12 protein-coding genes and 1 pseudogene are annotated in these 18401 nt (G+C 69.9%); 4 read left to right on the top strand and 9 right to left on the bottom strand.

Going from position 1 to position 18401, the window contains the following annotated elements; all coding sequences use genetic code 11:
• Together AN216_RS25835 and AN216_RS25840 are read left to right on the top strand one after the other, a co-directional pair.
• On the top strand, positions 1 to 457 hold a 457-nt coding region (locus AN216_RS25835; RefSeq protein ID WP_139141003.1), incomplete at its 5' end, for a GNAT family N-acetyltransferase.
• Between the two features lie 7 nt (positions 458 to 464).
• Positions 465 to 1334: a transglutaminase-like domain-containing protein gene (locus AN216_RS25840; RefSeq protein ID WP_070199152.1), complete on the top strand. Its 870-nt coding sequence runs from the start codon at positions 465 to 467 to the stop codon at positions 1332 to 1334.
• Between the two features lie 157 nt (positions 1335 to 1491).
• Here the strand turns inward: AN216_RS25840 and AN216_RS29520 are convergent, their stop codons facing one another.
• The 3 genes and pseudogenes from AN216_RS29520 to AN216_RS25855 all read right to left on the bottom strand — a co-directional run bounded on the left by AN216_RS29520 (position 1492) and on the right by AN216_RS25855 (position 5869).
• A complete protein-coding gene (locus AN216_RS29520; RefSeq protein WP_070199153.1) occupies positions 1492 to 3777 on the bottom strand; it encodes a hypothetical protein in 2286 nt (761 codons plus the stop codon).
• An 837-nt stretch (positions 3778 to 4614) separates the two neighbouring features.
• Positions 4615 to 5496, bottom strand: a pseudogene (gene mshB / locus AN216_RS30570) (N-acetyl-1-D-myo-inositol-2-amino-2-deoxy-alpha-D-glucopyranoside deacetylase); the annotation flags it as partial.
• A 178-nt stretch (positions 5497 to 5674) separates the two neighbouring features.
• Positions 5675 to 5869, bottom strand: coding sequence for a hypothetical protein (locus AN216_RS25855; protein ID WP_070199154.1), 195 nt, complete (start codon positions 5867 to 5869; stop codon positions 5675 to 5677).
• Between the two features lie 254 nt (positions 5870 to 6123).
• Between AN216_RS25855 and AN216_RS25860 the strand changes: the two genes are divergently transcribed.
• Positions 6124 to 8355 carry a S9 family peptidase gene (locus tag AN216_RS25860; RefSeq protein ID WP_070199155.1) on the top strand — a complete coding sequence of 744 codons (2232 nt, stop codon included), beginning with the start codon at positions 6124 to 6126 and terminating at the stop codon, positions 8353 to 8355.
• 67 nt (positions 8356 to 8422) lie between these two features.
• Here AN216_RS25860 and AN216_RS25865 read toward each other — a convergent pair whose 3' ends face one another.
• The 5 genes from AN216_RS25865 to AN216_RS25885 all read right to left on the bottom strand — a co-directional run bounded on the left by AN216_RS25865 (position 8423) and on the right by AN216_RS25885 (position 14674).
• Positions 8423 to 9580, bottom strand: a complete 1158-nt coding sequence (locus tag AN216_RS25865; RefSeq protein WP_070199156.1) for an ABC transporter ATP-binding protein — start codon at positions 9578 to 9580, stop codon at positions 8423 to 8425.
• A 12-nt stretch (positions 9581 to 9592) separates the two neighbouring features.
• Positions 9593 to 10654, bottom strand: a complete 1062-nt coding sequence (locus AN216_RS25870; RefSeq protein WP_070199157.1) for an ABC transporter ATP-binding protein — start codon at positions 10652 to 10654, stop codon at positions 9593 to 9595.
• Between the two features lie 10 nt (positions 10655 to 10664).
• Positions 10665 to 11642, bottom strand: coding sequence for an ABC transporter permease (locus AN216_RS25875; RefSeq protein WP_070199158.1), 978 nt, complete (start codon positions 11640 to 11642; stop codon positions 10665 to 10667).
• 107 nt (positions 11643 to 11749) lie between these two features.
• Positions 11750 to 13540 (bottom strand): ABC transporter substrate-binding protein, encoded by a 1791-nt coding sequence (locus AN216_RS25880; RefSeq protein WP_070199179.1) that lies wholly within the window; start codon positions 13538 to 13540, stop codon positions 11750 to 11752.
• A 102-nt stretch (positions 13541 to 13642) separates the two neighbouring features.
• Complete coding sequence (locus AN216_RS25885; RefSeq protein ID WP_070199159.1) at positions 13643 to 14674, bottom strand: ABC transporter permease; 1032 nt, start codon at positions 14672 to 14674, stop codon at positions 13643 to 13645.
• 483 nt (positions 14675 to 15157) lie between these two features.
• Here AN216_RS25885 and AN216_RS28485 point away from each other — a divergent pair, with 483 nt between their 5' ends.
• Positions 15158 to 16231: a hypothetical protein gene (locus AN216_RS28485; RefSeq protein ID WP_139141005.1), complete on the top strand. Its 1074-nt coding sequence runs from the start codon at positions 15158 to 15160 to the stop codon at positions 16229 to 16231.
• 260 nt (positions 16232 to 16491) lie between these two features.
• On the opposite strand, the gene typA is transcribed toward AN216_RS28485, so the two are convergent.
• Positions 16492 to 18375 (bottom strand): translational GTPase TypA, encoded by a 1884-nt coding sequence (gene typA, locus AN216_RS25895; RefSeq protein ID WP_070199161.1) that lies wholly within the window; start codon positions 18373 to 18375, stop codon positions 16492 to 16494.
• Between the last annotated feature and the right edge of the window lie 26 nt (positions 18376 to 18401).

An 18401-nucleotide genomic window follows, 5' to 3' on the forward strand; every position in this document is an offset into this window, starting at 1 on the left:
GGCCGCCCTCGCGCCGCTCGCCGACCGGCCGCCGGACCCCCGGGTGCGGGTGCACCGGCGGTTGGACGCGCACTGGCTGAGCGGCTACTCGCCCACCGCAGGCCTGGACGGCGCGGCGGCCCGGGTACTGGCCCGCGGCCCCTCCGTGTGGTTCGCCACCGTGGCCGGGGAACCGGATCAGCGGCGTCCGGCCGCCGTCGGGCGCTGTGTGGTGGACGGCCGCTGGGCCGGGTTCGCGGCCATGGGCGTCGCCCCCGAGCATCGCCGGCGCGGGCTGGGCGGCGCCGTCCTGGCCGAGTTGGCTCGTACGGCACTGGAGGAGGGCGCGTCGGCGGCGTATCTCCAGGTGGAGCCGGGCAACACGGCCGCCCGCGCGTTGTACGACCGGATGGGCTTCGCGGAACACCACGCCTACCACTACCGGTTGGCGCCGATAGCATCCCAACCGGACCGTTAGGAGCGACGTGACCAGCAACCGAGAGCGGTTCCGGGCCGCCGCCACCGAAGACCGGCCGGACCTGGTGCTGTTGTGCCTGCTGATCGGTGCGGAGTCGACCGCGTACGGCGCCGGGGCGCCCCTCGAGGAGTCCGTGGTCGACGAGACGCAGATCGAACTCGACCGGCTCGCCGGCCTGCTGCCCGCGAGCCTGCGGGGTGGTCAGGGAGCGGCGACCGGCGGCGAGCCGCGCGCCTGGGCCATGGCACTGCGCCGGCTGCTGGGCGAGGAGTACGGCTTTTACGGCACCCCGGCGGACTACCGGCGGCTGGACTCGTCCCTCCTCCAGGCCGTGCTCGCCCGTCGGCGCGGACTTCCCATCCTGCTGTCGCTGGTCTGGAGCGAGGTGGCGCGTCGGGCCGGGGCCCCGGTGTACGGGGTCGCCCTGCCCGGGCACTACGTCGTGGGTTTCGGTGATCCGGGCGGCGAGCAGGTGCTCGCCGATCCCTTCGACGGTGGTCGGCTGCTAGCGGAGGGCGAGGTGGAGTCGCTGCTGGCACGGCACTCCGGGCCGTCCACGCCGGAGTCGCGTTCCCCGCTGCGGCCGGCGGACCCGCTTCAGACGGTGCTGCGGGTGCTGAACAACATCCGGGCCTGGGCCGCCGCCCGCCCGGAGCACTCGGACGTACAGCTGTGGTCCCTGGAACTCTCCCTGCTGCTCCCGCACCATCCCGCCGAACTGCGTCGGGAGCGCGCGCGACTGCTCGTCGAGCGGGGCGAGTTCATCAGGGGCGCGGAGCACCTGGAGGAGTACGCGGACGTCATCGCCACGATGGAGCCGGCCGCCGCGGACGCCCTGCGGCGGGAGGCACGGTCGGCCCGGGCCCGGCTCAACTGAGCCCGGGCACGGGCCCGGGCCGCCGGCGCGGCCGTACGGGCGTGGGACGTGTGCCGTACGGCCGCGCCGACCGGGTTCGTGCAACGGCCCGCTCCAGCGGCCCGCTTCAGCGACTCGGGTCAGCGACTGGGGTCAGTGGCCGGTTCGGTGGCCCGCTTCAGCGGCTCCGGGCGTTCGCCACCACGGCCAGCCGCTTCCCCGACTCCGGCGCCGTCTTGCCCAACGCCTGCGTCATGGCAATCGCAGCGTGCTTCGACGTCATCGGCACGGTGCCCGCGGCGCCGTCGATGACCACCTCGTCGAAGGCCGAACCGTAGGTCTTCTCCAGCGCGGCCCGATCAACCACCGGCTGGAGCGTACCGCCACCCTCCCGCATGGTCAGGAAGTCGCCGATGGTCTCCTCACTGAACGGCACCTCGACATCGCCCGCCTTCAGCCACACCCAGCCCGACATGGCCTTCTCGCCGAAGCCGTTGACGGCCTGCTGGATCTCCCGCTTGCTGATCTTCGGCTGCTGGGTGCTCACCGGCAGCCGAACCGCGGAGTCCGCGCCGGTCGCGGCGCGCTCCCGGTAGGCGTCCGTCACCGTGTCGGCCGCCTTGTCGACGTCGATGCCCTTGTGCGGCTTGCCCGGTACGCCAACGGCCTCGCCGTTCACGAACTTGACCATGCCCTCCCCCGTCTCCCCGGCACCGTCCTTGGCGGCGGGCAGGGAGGAGAGCGCCTCCTTCAGCTTGTCGTCGTCGACCTCCAGCACGGCCTCCGCGTCCCGACTGCCGCCGAGCAGCGAGCCGATGACCGAGACCGGGTTGTAGTCCCGCCCGGAGGCGTCTCGTACGGTCTCCTCGGTGTCTATGGTCAGTCCGGCCACGCTCGGCTTGAGCTTGGTCTTCTCGCCTCCGACCTCGACGGTCAGCGGCGCCGTCACCCGGTCGCCCAGCTCCTTGTCCAGGGTGTCCACGGCGTCCTGCTGCTGCTTGCCGCCGATCTCCACGTTCAGCACCGTGGTGCCCTTGGGCACGTCGGCGTGGTCGAGGAACAGTCCGACGCCGTACGCCAGTCCCAGCACGCCGACCAGGCTGAGGCCGACCATGACCAACTTCGAACGGCCCTTGGAGGCGGGCGGTTCGGCACTGTCGTCCATCGACTGTCGGAGACCGGAGTCCGCCGGGGGCGGCGCGGGCGGTTCACCCGCCGGACCGCGACCCGGGGCGGTGCCCAGGCCGCCGCCCGGGCGCTCACCCTCCGAGGAGGGCAGTCGGGGGATGCCGCTGACCAGCGTCTCACTGCTGCGCTCCGGGTCGTCCGGACCGGTGGCCGGCTTCGCGCCGCCGAGGTCCGGTCCCCCGCCCGGCACGGGCGGTGGCGGGGGCGGCACCTGGATGCCGCCGCTCTCGTACAGCGCGGACACCGGCGGTTCGGGTGGCTCACCCGGCACGGGCGGCCCGGAACCGAAGGGGGGCAGCGGCGGCGTCCCGGTGGCGGGCGAACCGAGCGGCATGTCACCGGTCTCCGGCCCGCTCGTGGGGCCGCTCGGCGGGGTACTCGACGGAGCACCCGCGCCGCTCGGGCCGCCCTGGAACGGTCCCATCAGGTCGTCGACGGGGCTCGGCATGCTGCCAGTATCCTCAGCCGCACCCGTACCCAGGCCCGTGCCCACCGACGGGAATCCGTCAGGCGGGGTGTCCGGGTGGCCCGAACCGCTCTCCGGTCCGGTCGCCGGCCCGCCCGCCGGGTCACCCGGGCTCGCGCCGTACGGCGAACCACCGGCCGGGCCGGTGCCGTACGGCGACCCACCGGCGGGGTCGTCACCCGGCGCCCTCGGGGCCGGTGACCCGGCTGAGTCGGCGGCGCGCTCCTGATCGCGCTTGGGACGCTTGCGGGGAGCGAACCAGTCGCTGGTGCCCTGGCTGAACTCGCCGTCGCCGGAGGCCGAACCGCCTCCACTCTTGGACCGGGCCCCGGACCCGCCGCGTTCCCGCGGGCCGCCCTGGCCCCGTGAGCCACGCGTGTCGCCCGCGCCGTCGGCGGACATGGCGACCGTGCCGTCCGCACCGCCGCGCGCGGAACCGGAGGCGGAGGCGGAAGTCGAAGCGGAGGCCGCCGCGGAGGACGGAGCCGGGGTGGCTGACGCGTCTGACGTGTCCGAAATGGCGCCGGCCTCGCCGGTCGTGCCGTCCTCCTCGGGACCGCCCTTCTCACCAACGGGTTTACGCATCACCACGGGCGGAATCGGCCTGGACCCGGGGATGTTGATCCGAATCCGGGTGGTCAGCGTCGTCTCGGTCTTCGGTTCGTCCGTCTCGCCACCCGAGTCGGGCCCGGAGCCCGGAGGTGGCTCGTCAGCCCCCTCGGCGGAGCCGTACGGCTCGGTGCCGGGGTCGTAAGCGGACCCGCCGCGCCCACGGGGCCCGGAGGACGAACTGTCGGTTTCACGGCTCAATGCAGGTTCTCCCGGTTGGATTCGCCGCCGTCCTGATTGTCCGAAGGCGGCTCGCCGGCGCGGACTACCTTACTTGGGGTGGCCCGGGCTGGTGACCCGTCTCGCGACTACGACCCCGTCTCGGGTGTCCCACCCGGCTCTTCGCGGGCCCCCGTTGGCGGCGCCGAGTACCTCGGCATCGCTCCAACCCGGCCCCCTCGTGACCCCTTGGCAGTCCCCTCACACGAGCACAGCGACTCCCGTACGACAAGCCCGGGGCGCTGTTTCGACCTCGTACGAGGCGGTGTTCGCCACCCCCGGCGGGAACGCGGCACCCAGTGGCCACGCGTGTGGGGGCACCCACGGACTCAGTTGTGGTTCCGGCGGTCCCGGTCCTTCGCGCCCGGCACCGCGGGAAGTGCGATCGTGGCACACATCACGGCGATGAGCATCCCGCCGAACAGGTAGACGTACGCCCCAAGTCCGGCACCGAAGACGAAATCCCCCTCCGGACGCGGCGTGGTGAGCAACACCACCGCCACCAGCCAGCCGGCGGCCGGTGCCACCGCGCCCCCCTTGCCGCGTGTCAACTGGCTCCCGCCCCAGAAGAGTCCCGCCGCACCGGCCAGTGCCAGCGGCACCCCACCGGTCGACCAGCCCGCCTGCACGAGGCCGCCCGCCAAGCCGGTCAGCAGCCCGAGCACGACCAGCGCCGCGTACGTCCACACCCTGCCCCGGTTCATGCCGCACCGCCCTCAGGCTCGGTCCCGGCCCCGGCCGCACCAAGCCCGGCGAACAGGTCGCCGGCCGGACCGCTGCTGNCGCACCGCCCTCAGGCTCGGTCCCGGCCCCGGCCGCACCAAGCCCGGCGAACAGGTCGCCGGCCGGACCGCCCGCCGGCGCCGGCGCGTCGGGCAGCCGGTAGTGCTCGACTCCGAACAGCGGCTGTCCCAGCTCGTTCGACAACGCGAAGAAGGGTCCGTCCACGGCGATCTGCGTGGCGTGCGCCCGCATCGCCGCGGCCTTGGCGGCGGTGTACCGCTCGCCACCGTCCACGGTCACCGCGATCTGCTCGTCGTCCACCACTCCCGGCAGGTCCGCCATACTCGCGACCCGCGGGAAGGGCGCGTCGGCGGCGGCTCGCAGCCGCGCGAAGCCCTCCTCCATGGTGGAGCGCCGCAGACAGTTCCAGTAGGTGCGCTGGATGGCGTGCGCGGGGCCCGCCTGGGCCGACCAGCCCGGGTCCGCGGCGAGTTCGGCCGCTCGGACGGCGACCCGGTGTGCCTTGATGTGGTCCGGGTGACCGTAACCGCCGTACGGGTCGTACGTCAGCAGCACTTGCGGCCGTACCTCCCGGATGATCTCCACCAGCGGGGTGGCGGCCTCGTCGAGCGGGGCCTGCCAGAAGCAGTCGGGGCGGTCGTTCTGCGGGGCGCCCATCATGCCGGAGTCCCGGTAGCGGCCCGCGCCTCCGAGGAACCGGTGGTCGCGCACGCCCAGCTCCCGCATCGCGGCGGCCAGTTCGTCGACCCGGTACGGTCCAAGCCGGTCCTGACGGTCCGGCGCCAGATGCGCCAACTCCGGGGGGATGACCTCGCCCTCCTCGCCGAGCGTGCAGGTCACCAGGGTGACGAGGGCGCCCTCGGCGGCGTACTTCGCCATGGTGGCGCCGTTGTTGATGGACTCGTCGTCCGGGTGCGCGTGCACCAGCAGTAGCCGGCGCTCGGGTGGCTCGGTCATGTCCCGAGCCTACGACGCCCGGGCGGCCGTACGGCAGGCCGCCGCACCCGGCCGCGACACGGCCCGAAGGCGTACGGGTCGCGGGGCTCGCGTACGAGCGCACGCGGCTCGTGTACGGCGCACGGGTGCGGCGTACCGAAACAGCGCGCACCCTCCGCACAGCGGTGGCGAGCCCGGGTCAGAAGCTGATGTCGCCGATCATCCCCGCGACGTTGGTGGTCACGTCACTGATCGTCGGAGCCATGGAGGAACTCGCCAAGTAGAAGCCCAACAGCATGCAGACCAAGGCATGCCCGGCCTTCAGTCCGGACTTCTTGACCAGCAGGAAGACGATGATACCGAGCAACAGCACCGCCGATATCGACAGGGCCACGACGGTTCACCTCCTACAGACGTGTGGCACGGGACGAGCGGGGGGTGTTGGGCCTGGCAACCGGCTCCGAACGGTGCCTACCCAGCACCTGGGGTGCGCAAGTGATCATAGCGACCGAGGCGTCGGCACAGCTCGGTGCACGGAAGCAGATGAGGGGCGCATATTCGATTCAAGCCATCCCGTGGTCCGTGGCCGTGCCGTGGGGCTGTCCCGCGGGCCCGGTGGATCTCCGCGACAGCCCGTAGGCTCGCCGCATGGCTACGACCTTTCCCCGGCAGTACGCACGCACCAACCGGCTCACCCTCGGCGCCCCACGGGCCTTCACCGTGGCGCCCGACGGCGACCGGGTCGTCTTCCTGCGCAGCGGTGGCGGCACCGACCGGGCGCACGCCCTGTGGGTGCGCGACCTCACGGACGGCCGCGAGTTCGCCGTGGCCGACCCCGCCGTGCTCCTCGACGGCGCCACCGAGGAGCTCTCGGCCGAGGAGCGTGCCCGCCGGGAGCGCAGCCGCGAGGGCTCGGCCGGAATCGTCGCATATGCCACCGACACCGCGGTGGAGTTGGCCGCCTTCGCTCTCTCCGGCCGGCTCTTCCTCACCGAGCTGCGGGCCGGCACCGCCCGCGAACTCCCCGCCACCGGGGCGGTGCTGGACCCGCGGCCGGATCCGGACGGCGACCGGGTCGCGTACGTCAGCGGCGGCGAGCTGCGCACGGTGGACTGCGACGGCACCGGCGAACGCGCCCTGGTCACCCCGGAGTCGGACACGGTGACCTACGGAGTCGCCGAGTTCGTCGCCGCCGAGGAGATGCAGCGGCACCGGGGCTACTGGTGGTCCCCGGACGGCGAGCAGCTGCTGGTGGCTCGGGTGGACGACGCTCCGGTACGGCGCTGGTGGATCGGCGACCCGGCGAACCCGGAGCGGAAACCGACCGAGGTGGCCTATCCGGCCGCCGGCACCCCCAATGCCGAGGTCACGCTGCACCTACTGGCGGCGGACGGCAGCGGGCGTACGGAGGTCGCCTGGGACCGGGAGCGGTTCCCGTATCTCGCCCGGGTGCACTGGTCGCCGTACGGGCCGCCGCTGCTGCTGGTCCAGGCCCGGGACCAGCGGAGCCAACTGCTGCTGACGGTCGACCGGGAGACCGGCGCCGCCACTCCGCTGCGCGAGGAGCGGGACGAGGTTTGGCTAGAACTGTTCGCCGGCGTCCCCGCCTGGGCACCCGACGGTCGGCTCGTACGGATCGTGGACCAGGACGGCGCGCGGCGGCTGCTGCTGGACGACCGGCCACTCACCTCGGCCGCGCTGCACGTACGCGCGGTGCTGGACATCGGGCCACGGCACGTCATGTTCAGCGCCTCGGCGGGGGATCCCGGCGCCGCCGAGGGCGCCGCGGACGGGAGCACGGAGCACGGCGAGCCGGGGGACATCGGCGTCTACCGGGTCCCGTACGACCCCGAACACCCCGAAGGCGCCGCTCCCGGCGGCGGTGGAGGCGGCGCGGGCTGGGAGCGGTTGGCCACCGAGCCAGTGCCGCACGTCGCCTCGGCGGTGCGCGGCGGGGAGACCGTGGTGCTGTCCTCAGCCGTGCTGGACCGGCCCGGTGCCCGGGCCACGGTGCTGCGACCGGACGCCGACGGACGGCTCGAGACGCTGGGCGCGCTCGCCTCGTACGCCGAACAGCCGGTGCTGACCGCCGCGCCGGAACTCCTGCACGCCGGACGTCGCGCCATCCCGACGGCGCTGCTGCTGCCCGCCGGATACCGAGCGGAGGACGGGCCACTGCCGGTGCTGATGGACCCCTACGGCGGTCCGCACGGGCAGCGGGTGACCGCGGCGCACAACGCGCACCTGACCTCCCAGTGGTTCGCGAACCAGGGCTTCGCGGTCGTCGTGGCGGACGGGCGTGGCACGCCGGGACGTTCGCCGGCCTGGGAGAAGGCGAACTCCCGCGACCTGGCGGCCGTCAACCTCGCTGACCAGGTCGACGCGCTGCACGCGCTGGCGGAGGAGTATCCGCTGGACCTCACCAGGGTGGGCATCCGTGGTTGGTCGTACGGCGGCTTCCTCGCGGGACTCGCGGTGCTGCGCCGGCCCGAGGTGTTCCACGCGGCCGTCGTCGGCGCCCCGGTCACCGACCAGCGGTTGTACGACACGCACTACACCGAGCGCTATCTCGGCGATCCGCGCGAGAACCCTGCGGGGTACGCCGCCAACTCCCTGGTCACCGACGAGGGGCTGGTCGAGGCACGCGAGCCGCACCGTCCGATGATGCTGATCCACGGGCTGGCCGACGACAACGTGGTGGTCGCGCACGGCCTGCGGCTCTCCTCCGCGCTGCTGGCGGCCGGACGACCGCACGAGGTGCTGCCGCTGTCCGGGGTCACCCACATGCCCACCCAGGAGGTGGTCGCGGAGAACCTGTTGCTGCTGCAGGTGGACTTCCTGCGGCGGTCGCTGGGCATCCCGGCGCCGGAGCGGACGTAGCGCCTGCCCCCGCACGAAACGGAGGGGGCCGGACACGGGACCGGCCCCCTCCGCGCTCGCGGGTCGTTCAGCCCTTACTGGCGTCCGTGACCTTCGGGGCGTCCGCCGGCTCGCTGCCCTCCATGGCGGCCAGCGCCTCGTCCATGACGATGTCCTCCGCGCCCTTCGCGGAGATCGTCCCCTCCTCCGGGAAGTGGCAGGCCGTCAGGTGACCCTCGGCGTTGCCGGCGATCTGCACCAGCGGCGGTTCCTCGGTCGCGCACTTCTCCTGGGCCTTCCAGCAGCGCGTACGGAAACGGCAACCGGAGGGCGGGTCGATCGGCGAGGGCACGTCACCGGCGAGCCGGATGCGTTGCCGCTGGTCGTCATCCGCGTCCTCGTCCAGCGTGGCCTCCGGGACCGCGGACAGCAGGGCGTGGGTGTACGGGTGCCGGGGGCGGTTGTAGATCGACTCACGGTCGCCGACCTCGACCACCTTGCCCAGGTACATCACCGCGAGCCGTTGTGAGAAGTGCCGTACCACCGCCAGGTCGTGCGCGATGAACAGGAAGGCGATGCCCAGTTCCCGCTGCACCTGCTGCAGCAGGTTGACGACCTGGGCCTGGATGGAGACGTCCAGTGCCGAGACCGGCTCGTCCGCCACGATGATCCTCGGCTCGAGCGCCAGCGCCCGCGCCACCCCGATGCGTTGCCGCTGGCCGCCGGAGAACTCGTGCGGGAAGCGGTTGTAGTGCTCCGGGTTGAGCCCGACCGTCTCCAGTAGCTCCCGCACCCGGTTCTCCCGGCCGCCGGCCGGGTTGATGCCGTTGACGTCCATCGGGTCGCCGATGATGGAGCCGACCGTCATCCGGGGATTCAGCGAGGAGTACGGGTCCTGGAAGATCATCTGGATGTCGGAGCGTACGGGCTTCAACTGACGCCGGTTGGCGTGCGTGATGTCCTGCCCGCGATAGGAGATCTTGCCCTTGGTGGGCTCCAGCAGCCGGGTCAGCAGCCGGCCGGTGGTGGACTTGCCGCAGCCGGACTCGCCGACCAGGCCGAAGCTCTCGCCCTCGTGCACGGTCAGGTCGATCCCGTCCACCGCCTGGACGTGTCCCACCGTCCGCTTGATGGGGAAGCCTCCCTTGATCGGGAAGTGCTTGACCAGGCCCTCGACCTCCATCAGCGGCTCACCGGTGGACACGCTGCTGATCTCCGGCTCGGTGACGGTCAGTTCGTCGCTCATGTCTTACGTCTCCTAGCCCAGCCGGGGCTTGATCTGCTCGATGAAGAAGGTGCGCTTCTGCTCCGCTGTCAGATGGCACGCCGCGGCCCGCCCGTCAGGCAGTTTGGGCTGGTCCCGTACGCAGGAGGCGCCCGTCACCTCGTCCTGGAAGTCGCAACGCGGATGGAACGGACAGCCGGGCGGCGGGTTGAGCAGGCTCGGCGGCGTCCCCTCGATCGGCCGCAGTTGGGCGTTGACGTCGCCACCGAGTCGCGGCATGGAGCTGAGCAGGCCCCAGGTGTACGGGTGTTGCGGGCTGCGCAGCACCTCCCGGGCCGTACCGCGCTCGACCGCGCGCCCGCCGTACATCACCATGATGTCGTCGGCCATGTTGGCGATGACGCCGAGGTCGTGGGTGATGAAGACGATCGCGGAGCCGAACTCCTGCTGCAGGTCCCGGAGCAAGTCGAGGATCTGCGCCTGGACGGTGACGTCCAGCGCGGTGGTCGGCTCGTCGGCGATCAGCAGGTCCGGGTTGCAGACCAGCGCCATGGCGATCATCGCGCGCTGCCGCATACCGCCGCTGAACTGGTGCGGGTAGTCGTTGACCCGCAGCTTCGGGTTCGGGATGCCCACCTTGTGCAGCATCTCGGTGGCGCGTGCGTGTGCCTCCTTCTTGGAGGCGCCGAGGTGCTTGCGGTAGGGCTCCGCGATCTGCCGGCCGATGGTGTAGTACGGCGACAGGGCGGTGAGCGGGTCCTGGAAGATCATGGCCATCTTGTGGCCGCGCAGCCCCTCCAGCTTCTTCTCGCTCGCGCCGATCAGTTCCTGGCCGTCCAGCTCGATACTGCCGGTGACCTCGGTGGTCGTCGGGTTGTGCAGGCCCAGCACGGTCAGGTTGGTGACCGACTTCCCGGAACCGGACTCGCCGACGATGCCCAGCGTCCGGCCGCGCTCCAGACCGAACGAGAGGCCGTTCACGGCCTGCACGACGCCGTCCTCGGTGGAGAACCGGACGTGCAGGTCGTCCACCGTGAGGTAGGGGTCGCCCGCGGAGGGCGGCGGGGTCTCCGCCTGCTTGGTCATAGTCGTCACTGTGGTTCTCCTAGGCCAGACGCACGCGCGGGTCGATGAAGCCGTACACGACGTCCACGATGATGTTGAGCAGCAGGATGAACGCGGCGCTGATCAGCATCACGCCCATGGTCATCGGCAGGTCCTTGTTGTTGGTGGAGTCGATCACCAACTGTCCGAGTCCGGCCAGGCTGAACGTCTGCTCGGTGACGATCGCCCCGCCGAGCAGCGAGCCGAGGTCGATGCCGAGGATCGTGACGATCGGGGTCAGCGAGCCGCGCCAGGCGTACCGGTAGAAGACGTAGCGCTTGCTCATGCCCTTGGCCTTGGCGGTACGGACGTGGTCCTCCTGCATCTGCTCGATGAGCGTCGAGCGGGACATACGTGTGTACTGCGCGGTGAAGATCAGTGCCATGACGAACCAGGGGATGAGCAGTCCCACGGCCCAGCCGATCGGGTCCTCGGAGATCGGAACGTACTTGGGCGAGTCCATCCAGCCCGTGCTGTAGACCAGCAGGCCCAGCATGATCGGACCCAGGAAGTAGATCTGCATCGAGCTGAAGACCAGGGACAGCGAGCTGACGGACTTGTCCGTGAGGGTGCCCTTCTTGCGGGCGGCGATCATGCCGGCGCCGATGCCGATGGCCAGGAAGACGACCAGACCGCCGACGGTGAGCGAGACGGTCAGGGGCAGCCGGTCGATGATGGTGTCCCAGACGTTCCGCTGGTCGTCGAAGGAGATTCCGAAACAGGGCGCGTCGCAGTGTCCGACGGAGAAGTCACGTCCGGCGACGATGCCCTTCATGAACTCGAAATACTGTTCCGGCACCGGTTTGTCCAGGCCCATGTTCTTGTGAATGAGCTCCAGGGCTTCCGGACCGCAGTTCTTCCCGCAGGCCAGCAGTGCCGGGTCCTGTGGAATCGCGAAGAACATGAAGAACGTGAACGCACTGATCAACAGCAGAATGACGAAGGCGCCTAGTGACCGGCGGATAATAAATCGGAACATAGTGTTTCGCTGCTCTCGGCACGGCGGCTACGACAGGAAAGGAAGCGGTACGGACGAGGTGGTGGCGGGTCCCCGGGAAGCCGATCCACGGGGACCCGCCGGTGGTGTTACTTCTTCAGGTACAGACGCGTGAGGTCGATGTAGCTCTTGGTCGTGCTGTACCGGGCTCCGCCCACGTTCGAACCGTGCATCTGCAGGCTCTTGGTGTAGTACAGCGGAGCGGCCGGGTTGACCTCCTCAAGAATGTACTTGTGGAGCTTCTGCCACTCCTTGACCGCCTTCTTCGGGTCGACGATCTCGGAGATGCGGTCGATCTCCTTGTCCACGTGCTTGTCGTCGATGTGCGAGTAGTTCGACGCGCCGTCCTGGATCTGGTCGCCGTCGTAGCTCGGCGGGATGACCGTCGAAGGTGACGGCCAGTCCTGGCCCCAGCCGGTCATGTAGATGTCGAAGCCGTTGTCGACCTTGCCCAACTGCTCGTACCAGGTGGCGCCGTTGATGACCTTCTTCTGGACGTCGAAGCCGGCGTCCGAGAGGGCCTTCTCGATGATCGCCGCCTGGTCCTGTCGGACGGGCTCGTCACTGGTGGCGTAGAGGAGCTTCATGCCCTTCTTGCCCGCCTTCTCCAGCAGCTTCTTGGCCTTCTCCGGCTGACCGTTCGGGTTCTTCAGCTTGCCGTACGGGTCGTAGTCCTTCTCGTGCCCGGGCAGCGTCGGAGCCAGCAGGTTGGGGGCGACCGCGCCACCGAAGGTGCCGCCGTCCGGCGTCAGGATCTGCTTGTTCGGCAGCGCGTAGGTGATGGCGTCCCGGACCTTCTTGTCCTTGATCCGGTCCATGTTCATGTTCATCTGCCACACGTACGGCTGGTAGCCCTGGATCGTACGGTTCTTGGCTTCCTGCATGACCTTCTTGGTCTTGCTGCTGGCCACGTGCCCGGCCAGCTGCACGCCGTTCTTGGCGGCGCCCCGGTCCGCGAGCAGACGCTCCGTCTGGTCCGCGTCCTTGTGGTTGAAGGTGATGTTGAAGCCGTCCACGTACTGGTGCCGGTAGGGGTCCGTCTTCGGGTCCCAGTGCTTGTTCTTGACCAGCTTCATGGACTTGTCCGGCGTGTACTCGCCGATCTTGTACGGACCGGTGCTCTTCGGCTTCTGGTCGTACTTCTTCTTGGTGTCGTCTTCCTTCGGCACGACCGAGTAGCCCGGCAGGGTCAGCGCCTGCGGCACGTCCGGACGCGGCTTGTCGAAGTGGAAGATGACGGTCTTGTCGTCCGGCGTCTCCAGGACGTCGTCCGGCAGGTGGTCACCCTTGTACGGGCCGTCCGGCAGTGCCTTGCGGTAGGAGGAACCCCCACCAGAGAGCCACTGCTGGAGGTAGACCGGGCCGTCGAAGATGACCTCGGAGTACAGCCGCTCGACGCTGTGACGGATGTCCTCGGAGGTGATCGGGTCACCGTCCTCGTCCTTGATGCCGTCCTTGAGGGTGTACTTCCAGGTCTTGCCGCCGTCGGACTTGGTGCCCGAGTCGGTGGCGAGGTCACCCACGACCTTCTTGTTGCCCTTCTCGTCCTCCTTGAACATCGTCAGGCCGCGGTGGATCAGCGAGGCGAGCTGACCGCTGTTGCTGACGTAGATCTGTCCCGGGTCCAGGTGGCCGAAGTCCGCCTCCTCGAAGACCCGGATCATGCCGCCCTTCTTGGCACCCTTCACCTCGGGGGCGGGGCCCTTGGAAGCGGCCTCGTCGCCGTAGGTCACCGGCTTGGACTGGGCCGCCGCGTCCGCTTCGCTCGCTCCGGCGTCGCTGCCGACGTCGCTGCCCTCGCTGCAGCCGGTCAGGACGAGCGCACCCGCCGCCAGACCGATGACGGCACCGCGCAGTCTGCGCGATCGGTTGAGTTTCATGCTGTGCTGCACCTGCCTGTTCGTTGGGATCGATCCGTCTTCTGCCCGATCGCACACGGTGGGGTCGGTGCGGGGGTGGCAGCTCCCCTGGCGTTGGGCACCTCAGCGACCGGACTTGGGGTCGAAGGCGTCCCGCACGGAATCGCCCAGGAGGTTGAAGGCAACCACGAAGATCACCATCGCGATGCCCGGGAAGAACATGAAGGTCGGGTTGGCCTCGTAGTTCTCGGCCGCCGTGACGAACATCCGCCCCCAGGACGGTGTCGGCTCCACGTATCCCACCCCGACGAAGGAGAGGAAGGCGATGCTCAGGATCGCGGACGGGAGCATGTAGGTGGCCTGCACCAGGATCGGCGTGAAGAGGTTGGGCAGCAGTTCCTTCCGGACGATCCGCCAGGGCGGCATTCCGGCGACCTTCGCTGCTTCCACGAACTCCCGCTCGCGCAGGGTGAGTACCTGGCTGCGTACGAGTCGGGCCATGCTCATCCAGCCCAGCACCCAGAGCACGATGATGATCGCGCAGGTGCGGATGTAGGTGGGCGTCTCCTCGTTGGGCGAGACGAAGACCGCGACCACCACGGGCATGGTCGCGATCAGGGTCAGCTGGCTGGGCAGCGCCATCATGAAGTCGGTCAGCCGGCCGAGCCAGTAGTCGACCTTGCCGCCCATGTAGCCGCCCACCAGGCCGATGATGATGCCGGTGACCACCATCGGAACCGCCACGGCGAGGGCGGTGAAGAGGGAGGTACGCATCCCGTAGACGAGCAGGATGAAGACGTCCCGGCCGAGCGTCGGCTCGACTCCGAACCAGAAGTCCACGGAGATGCCGCCGTTCGCGCCGGCCGGAAGACCGAAGGGGTCCAGCAGCCCTTCCTGCTCCAGTCCGTACTGCGTGTACGGGTCCTTGCCGTAGAGGGCGCTGATCACCGGGGCCAGTGCGGCGATCGCGAAGAAGGCGATCACCACGCAGGCGGAAATCACGCCTGTGCGGTCGCGCTTGAAGCGCGTCCACATGAGCTGGCCAGGCGACCTGCCGGAATGACCGTCAGTGCCGACCGGCTCCTTGCTCAGACTCGCTTCTTCGGTACCTGGGGTGTCGGTCCCGACTTCAGCAGCCTGGGATGGACTCGTCATCGCGTTGTGCCCCCGCGCTCGTGGTGCTAGCCGAACCCAGTCTCGATGGCACCGGGGTGTGCCGTGGGTTGAGCGACTTTTGCAAGTGGATAAGTACGGAGTCAAGAGGTGTAGGCCAGACCACAGTGACCCGACACGCATCTTGAGCGAAGGTTATGCAGATCGACGTACCAATGTGCTTGACAGTGCATCGTCACAAGGGACATTCACTGACATACACGTGGAAAAGTGCGTGATGAGCTCGCAACACGGTCGTCGCTACTCCGATATACGAACGTCGGGTTCTGCACTGCGCACGGCGCGTACGCCCGCCCCCCGGCGGACGGGCCGTACTCCACGCCACCACACGCCCTTGTGACGCCCCCGGGAGGGGAGTAGACCTGACAGGGATGACGCCCCGTCGGCCACGGCCCGCCTGCCCGCGTGCGAACGAGCCCGGTACGGTCCGAACCGACGGGTAGTCTCGTCGTCCTCAAACCGAACATGGGGGGTAGCAGGTTGCGGCACGGACAACCACTCGCGCGCGGCGCACGCGTACTCGGCACGGTCTGCCTGGGCGTACTCGCCCTCGCCTGCCTCGGCTGGATCATCCGGGACCTGTCCGAGGCGCACGACGTCACGGACGTGTGGTGGCTGTGGACCGGGCTCACCTACCGGGCGGAGGGTGGCGTCTGGGTCGGCTCCGGCCTCGACTTCCTCCTGTTGATGATCTACGTCGTCTCGGCCGCCGTGACTCTCCGCTCCTCCTCCGCCGCCGGCATCCTCGCCAGCACCGGCGTGGCGACGATCGCCCTGCGCCTGCCGAGCGTCTGGACCTTCGACGCCGACCAGTTGAGCGGTATCGAGGATACTCTCCGCACCCAGACGCAGGTCACCACCTACGGCTCGCTGGCGCTGGGCGTGGCCCTGATCGTCACCGCGATGCTGGGCCGACGGCCACCGGAGGCCGACAACTACGGCAACCAGGCGGAACAGGCGCCGCTGCGCCCCCGACCCGGCCCCGCCGTCGTCGCCGCCCTGTTGCTGGGCTTCGCCGGACTCTCCCTCGGAGCCTGGCAGGTGTACTACCTGACCGACGTGTCGTGGGAGGCGTACGAGGAAGCCCTCGTCGGCGACCAGGGCCTGGTCTCGCTGCTGGACGTGCCGGCCGCCTGGACCGCCTGGACGCTGGTGCTGCTGTGCCTCGCCGCGGCCGGGGCGGCGGTCGTACGGGCGACCTTCGCACGCCCCCTGGGCCTGGTGGCCGCGGGCTTCGCGCTGGTCTCGTCGATCTTCTCGGTCGCGGCCGCGGGCAAGCAGGAGCTGATGGAGCACCTGGCAGACCTGCCCACGGACGTGCGGTTGTCGCTGCTCAACGAGTTGGTGCTGTGTGTCGCCGCCCTCGCGGTGCTGTTCGTGCTGGGCTACGCACCGCCGCGGTTCGGCCCGACCGGCAACCAGCCGCCGTACCCGCCGTACGCGGCCGGTGGTTCGGGCCCCGCAGCGTACGGCGGGTACGGCGGGTACGGCGGCCAGGGCAGCGGGTACGGCGGGCCACCGCCACCATCCGGCTGGTGAGCCGGGAGGGGCGTGTACGGCCGAGAGCCGGGCACGTCCGTGCGCGGGAGTGCTGACGTGCGCGCGGACGCTGCTGGCGGAGTGGGGCGCGCGGAGCTTGAGACACATGCTGGTGACTCCTTCCCTGCTGGAAGGTCCTGACCAAGGAACAGCTCCCAGCAGTTATAGGATTTTCGGCCCCGCGAGTCGATAAGCCACGCCGTGCGTCACCCGTGGTCACGCCGGCGCCCGACCGCGCGCCCCTCAGCGCCGTATGCCCCTCAGCGTTTGGCCCGCGACGCCGCCCGCCCACGCTCGCGCTGGTCCAGCACCACCTTGCGGATACGCACCGTGTCTGGCGTGACCTCCATGCACTCGTCCTCGCGGCAGAACTCCAGGGACTGCTCCAGGGACAGCTTGCGCGGCGGCACCAGGTTCTCGGTGGTGTCGGCCGCGGCGGCGCGCATGTTGGTGAGCTTCTTCTCCTTGGTGATGTTCACGTCCATGTCGTCGGAACGCGAGTTCTCACCGACCAGCATGCCCTCGTAGACCTCCGTGCCCGGCTCGACGAAGATCGTGCCACGCTCCTGCAGGTTCATCATGGCGAACGGCGTGGCCGTACCGGCCCGGTCCGCGACCAGCGACCCGCTCTTGCGGGTCCGCAGATCACCGAACCAGGGCTCGTGCCCCTCCGAGATGGAGTGCGCGATGCCCGTGCCGCGGGTCTCGGTCAGGAACTCCGTACGGAAGCCGATCAGTCCGCGGGCGGGCACGATCCACTCCATCCGGACCCAGCCGGAGCCGTGGTTGACCATCGTCTCCATCCGGCCCTTGCGGGTCGCCATCACCTGCGTGATCGCGCCCATGTGCTCCTCCGGAGCGTCGATCGTCAGCCGCTCGGTCGGCTCGTGCAGCTTCCCGTCGATCTCCCGCGTCACCACCTCGGGCTTGCCGACGGTCAGCTCGAAGCCCTCCCGGCGCATGGTCTCGACCAGGATGGCGAGGGCCAGCTCCCCGCGGCCCTGCACCTCCCAGGTGTCCGGACGCTCGGTGGGCAGCACCCGCAGCGAGACGTTGCCGATCAGCTCGCGGTCCAGGCGGTCCTTCACCATACGGGCGGTGACCTTGGTCTTGGGCGCGCCCTTGCCGCCGCCCTTGCCGACCAGCGGCGAGGTGTTCGTACCGATGGTCATGGAGATCGCCGGCTCGTCCACCGTGATCAACGGCAGCGCGACGGGCGCCTCCGGATCGGCGAGCGTCTCCCCGATCATGATGTCGGGGATGCCCGCCACCGCGCAGATGTCGCCCGGCCCGGCTTGCTCGGCCGGCTTCCGGGTGAGCGCCTGCGTCATGAGGAGTTCGGTGATGCGGACGTTCTGCACGCTGCCGTCCCGCTTCATCCACGCGACCGTCTGGCCCTTGCGCAGCGTGCCGTTCTGCACCCGGCAGAGGGCGATACGGCCCAGGAAGTTGTCCGCGTCCAGGTTGGTGACATGCGCCTGCAACGGCGCGTCGGTCTCGTAGACCGGAGCGGGCACGGTCTCCAGGAGGGTGCTGAAGAAGGGCTCCAGGCTGTCGCTGTCCGCCGGCGCGGTGCCGTCGTCCGGCATGGTCAGGGAGGCGACGCCGTCCCGCGCGCAGGCGTAGACGATGGGGAACTCGATCTGCTCCTCGTCCGCGTCCAGGTCCAGGAACAGCGCGTACGTGTCGTCGACCACCTCGGCGATACGCGAGTCCGAACGGTCCGTCTTGTTGATGCAGAGGATCACCGGAAGCCGGGCGTCCAGCGCCTTGCGCAGCACGAAGCGGGTCTGCGGCAGCGGCCCCTCCGAGGCGTCGACCAGCAGGACGACGGCGTCCACCATCGACAGCCCACGCTCCACCTCGCCACCGAAGTCCGCGTGCCCCGGGGTGTCGATGATGTTGATGACGTACGGGCCGCCACCGCTCTTGGGGTGATACTCGACCGCGGTGTTCTTGGCGAGAATGGTGATGCCCTTCTCGCGCTCCAGGTCGTTGGAGTCCATGACCCGGTCATCTACCGACTCCAGCTGGTGCGCCGCGAAGGCGCCGGCCTGCTTGAGCATGGCGTCCACCAGGGTCGTCTTGCCGTGATCGACATGGGCGACGATGGCGACGTTACGGATGTCGTTGCGCGTGGGCATACGAGGGCGCTTCTCCCGGTTGGGTG

Source organism: Streptomyces oceani (assembly GCF_001751245.1).
Classification (GTDB): Bacteria; Actinomycetota; Actinomycetes; order Streptomycetales; family Streptomycetaceae; genus Streptomyces; species Streptomyces oceani.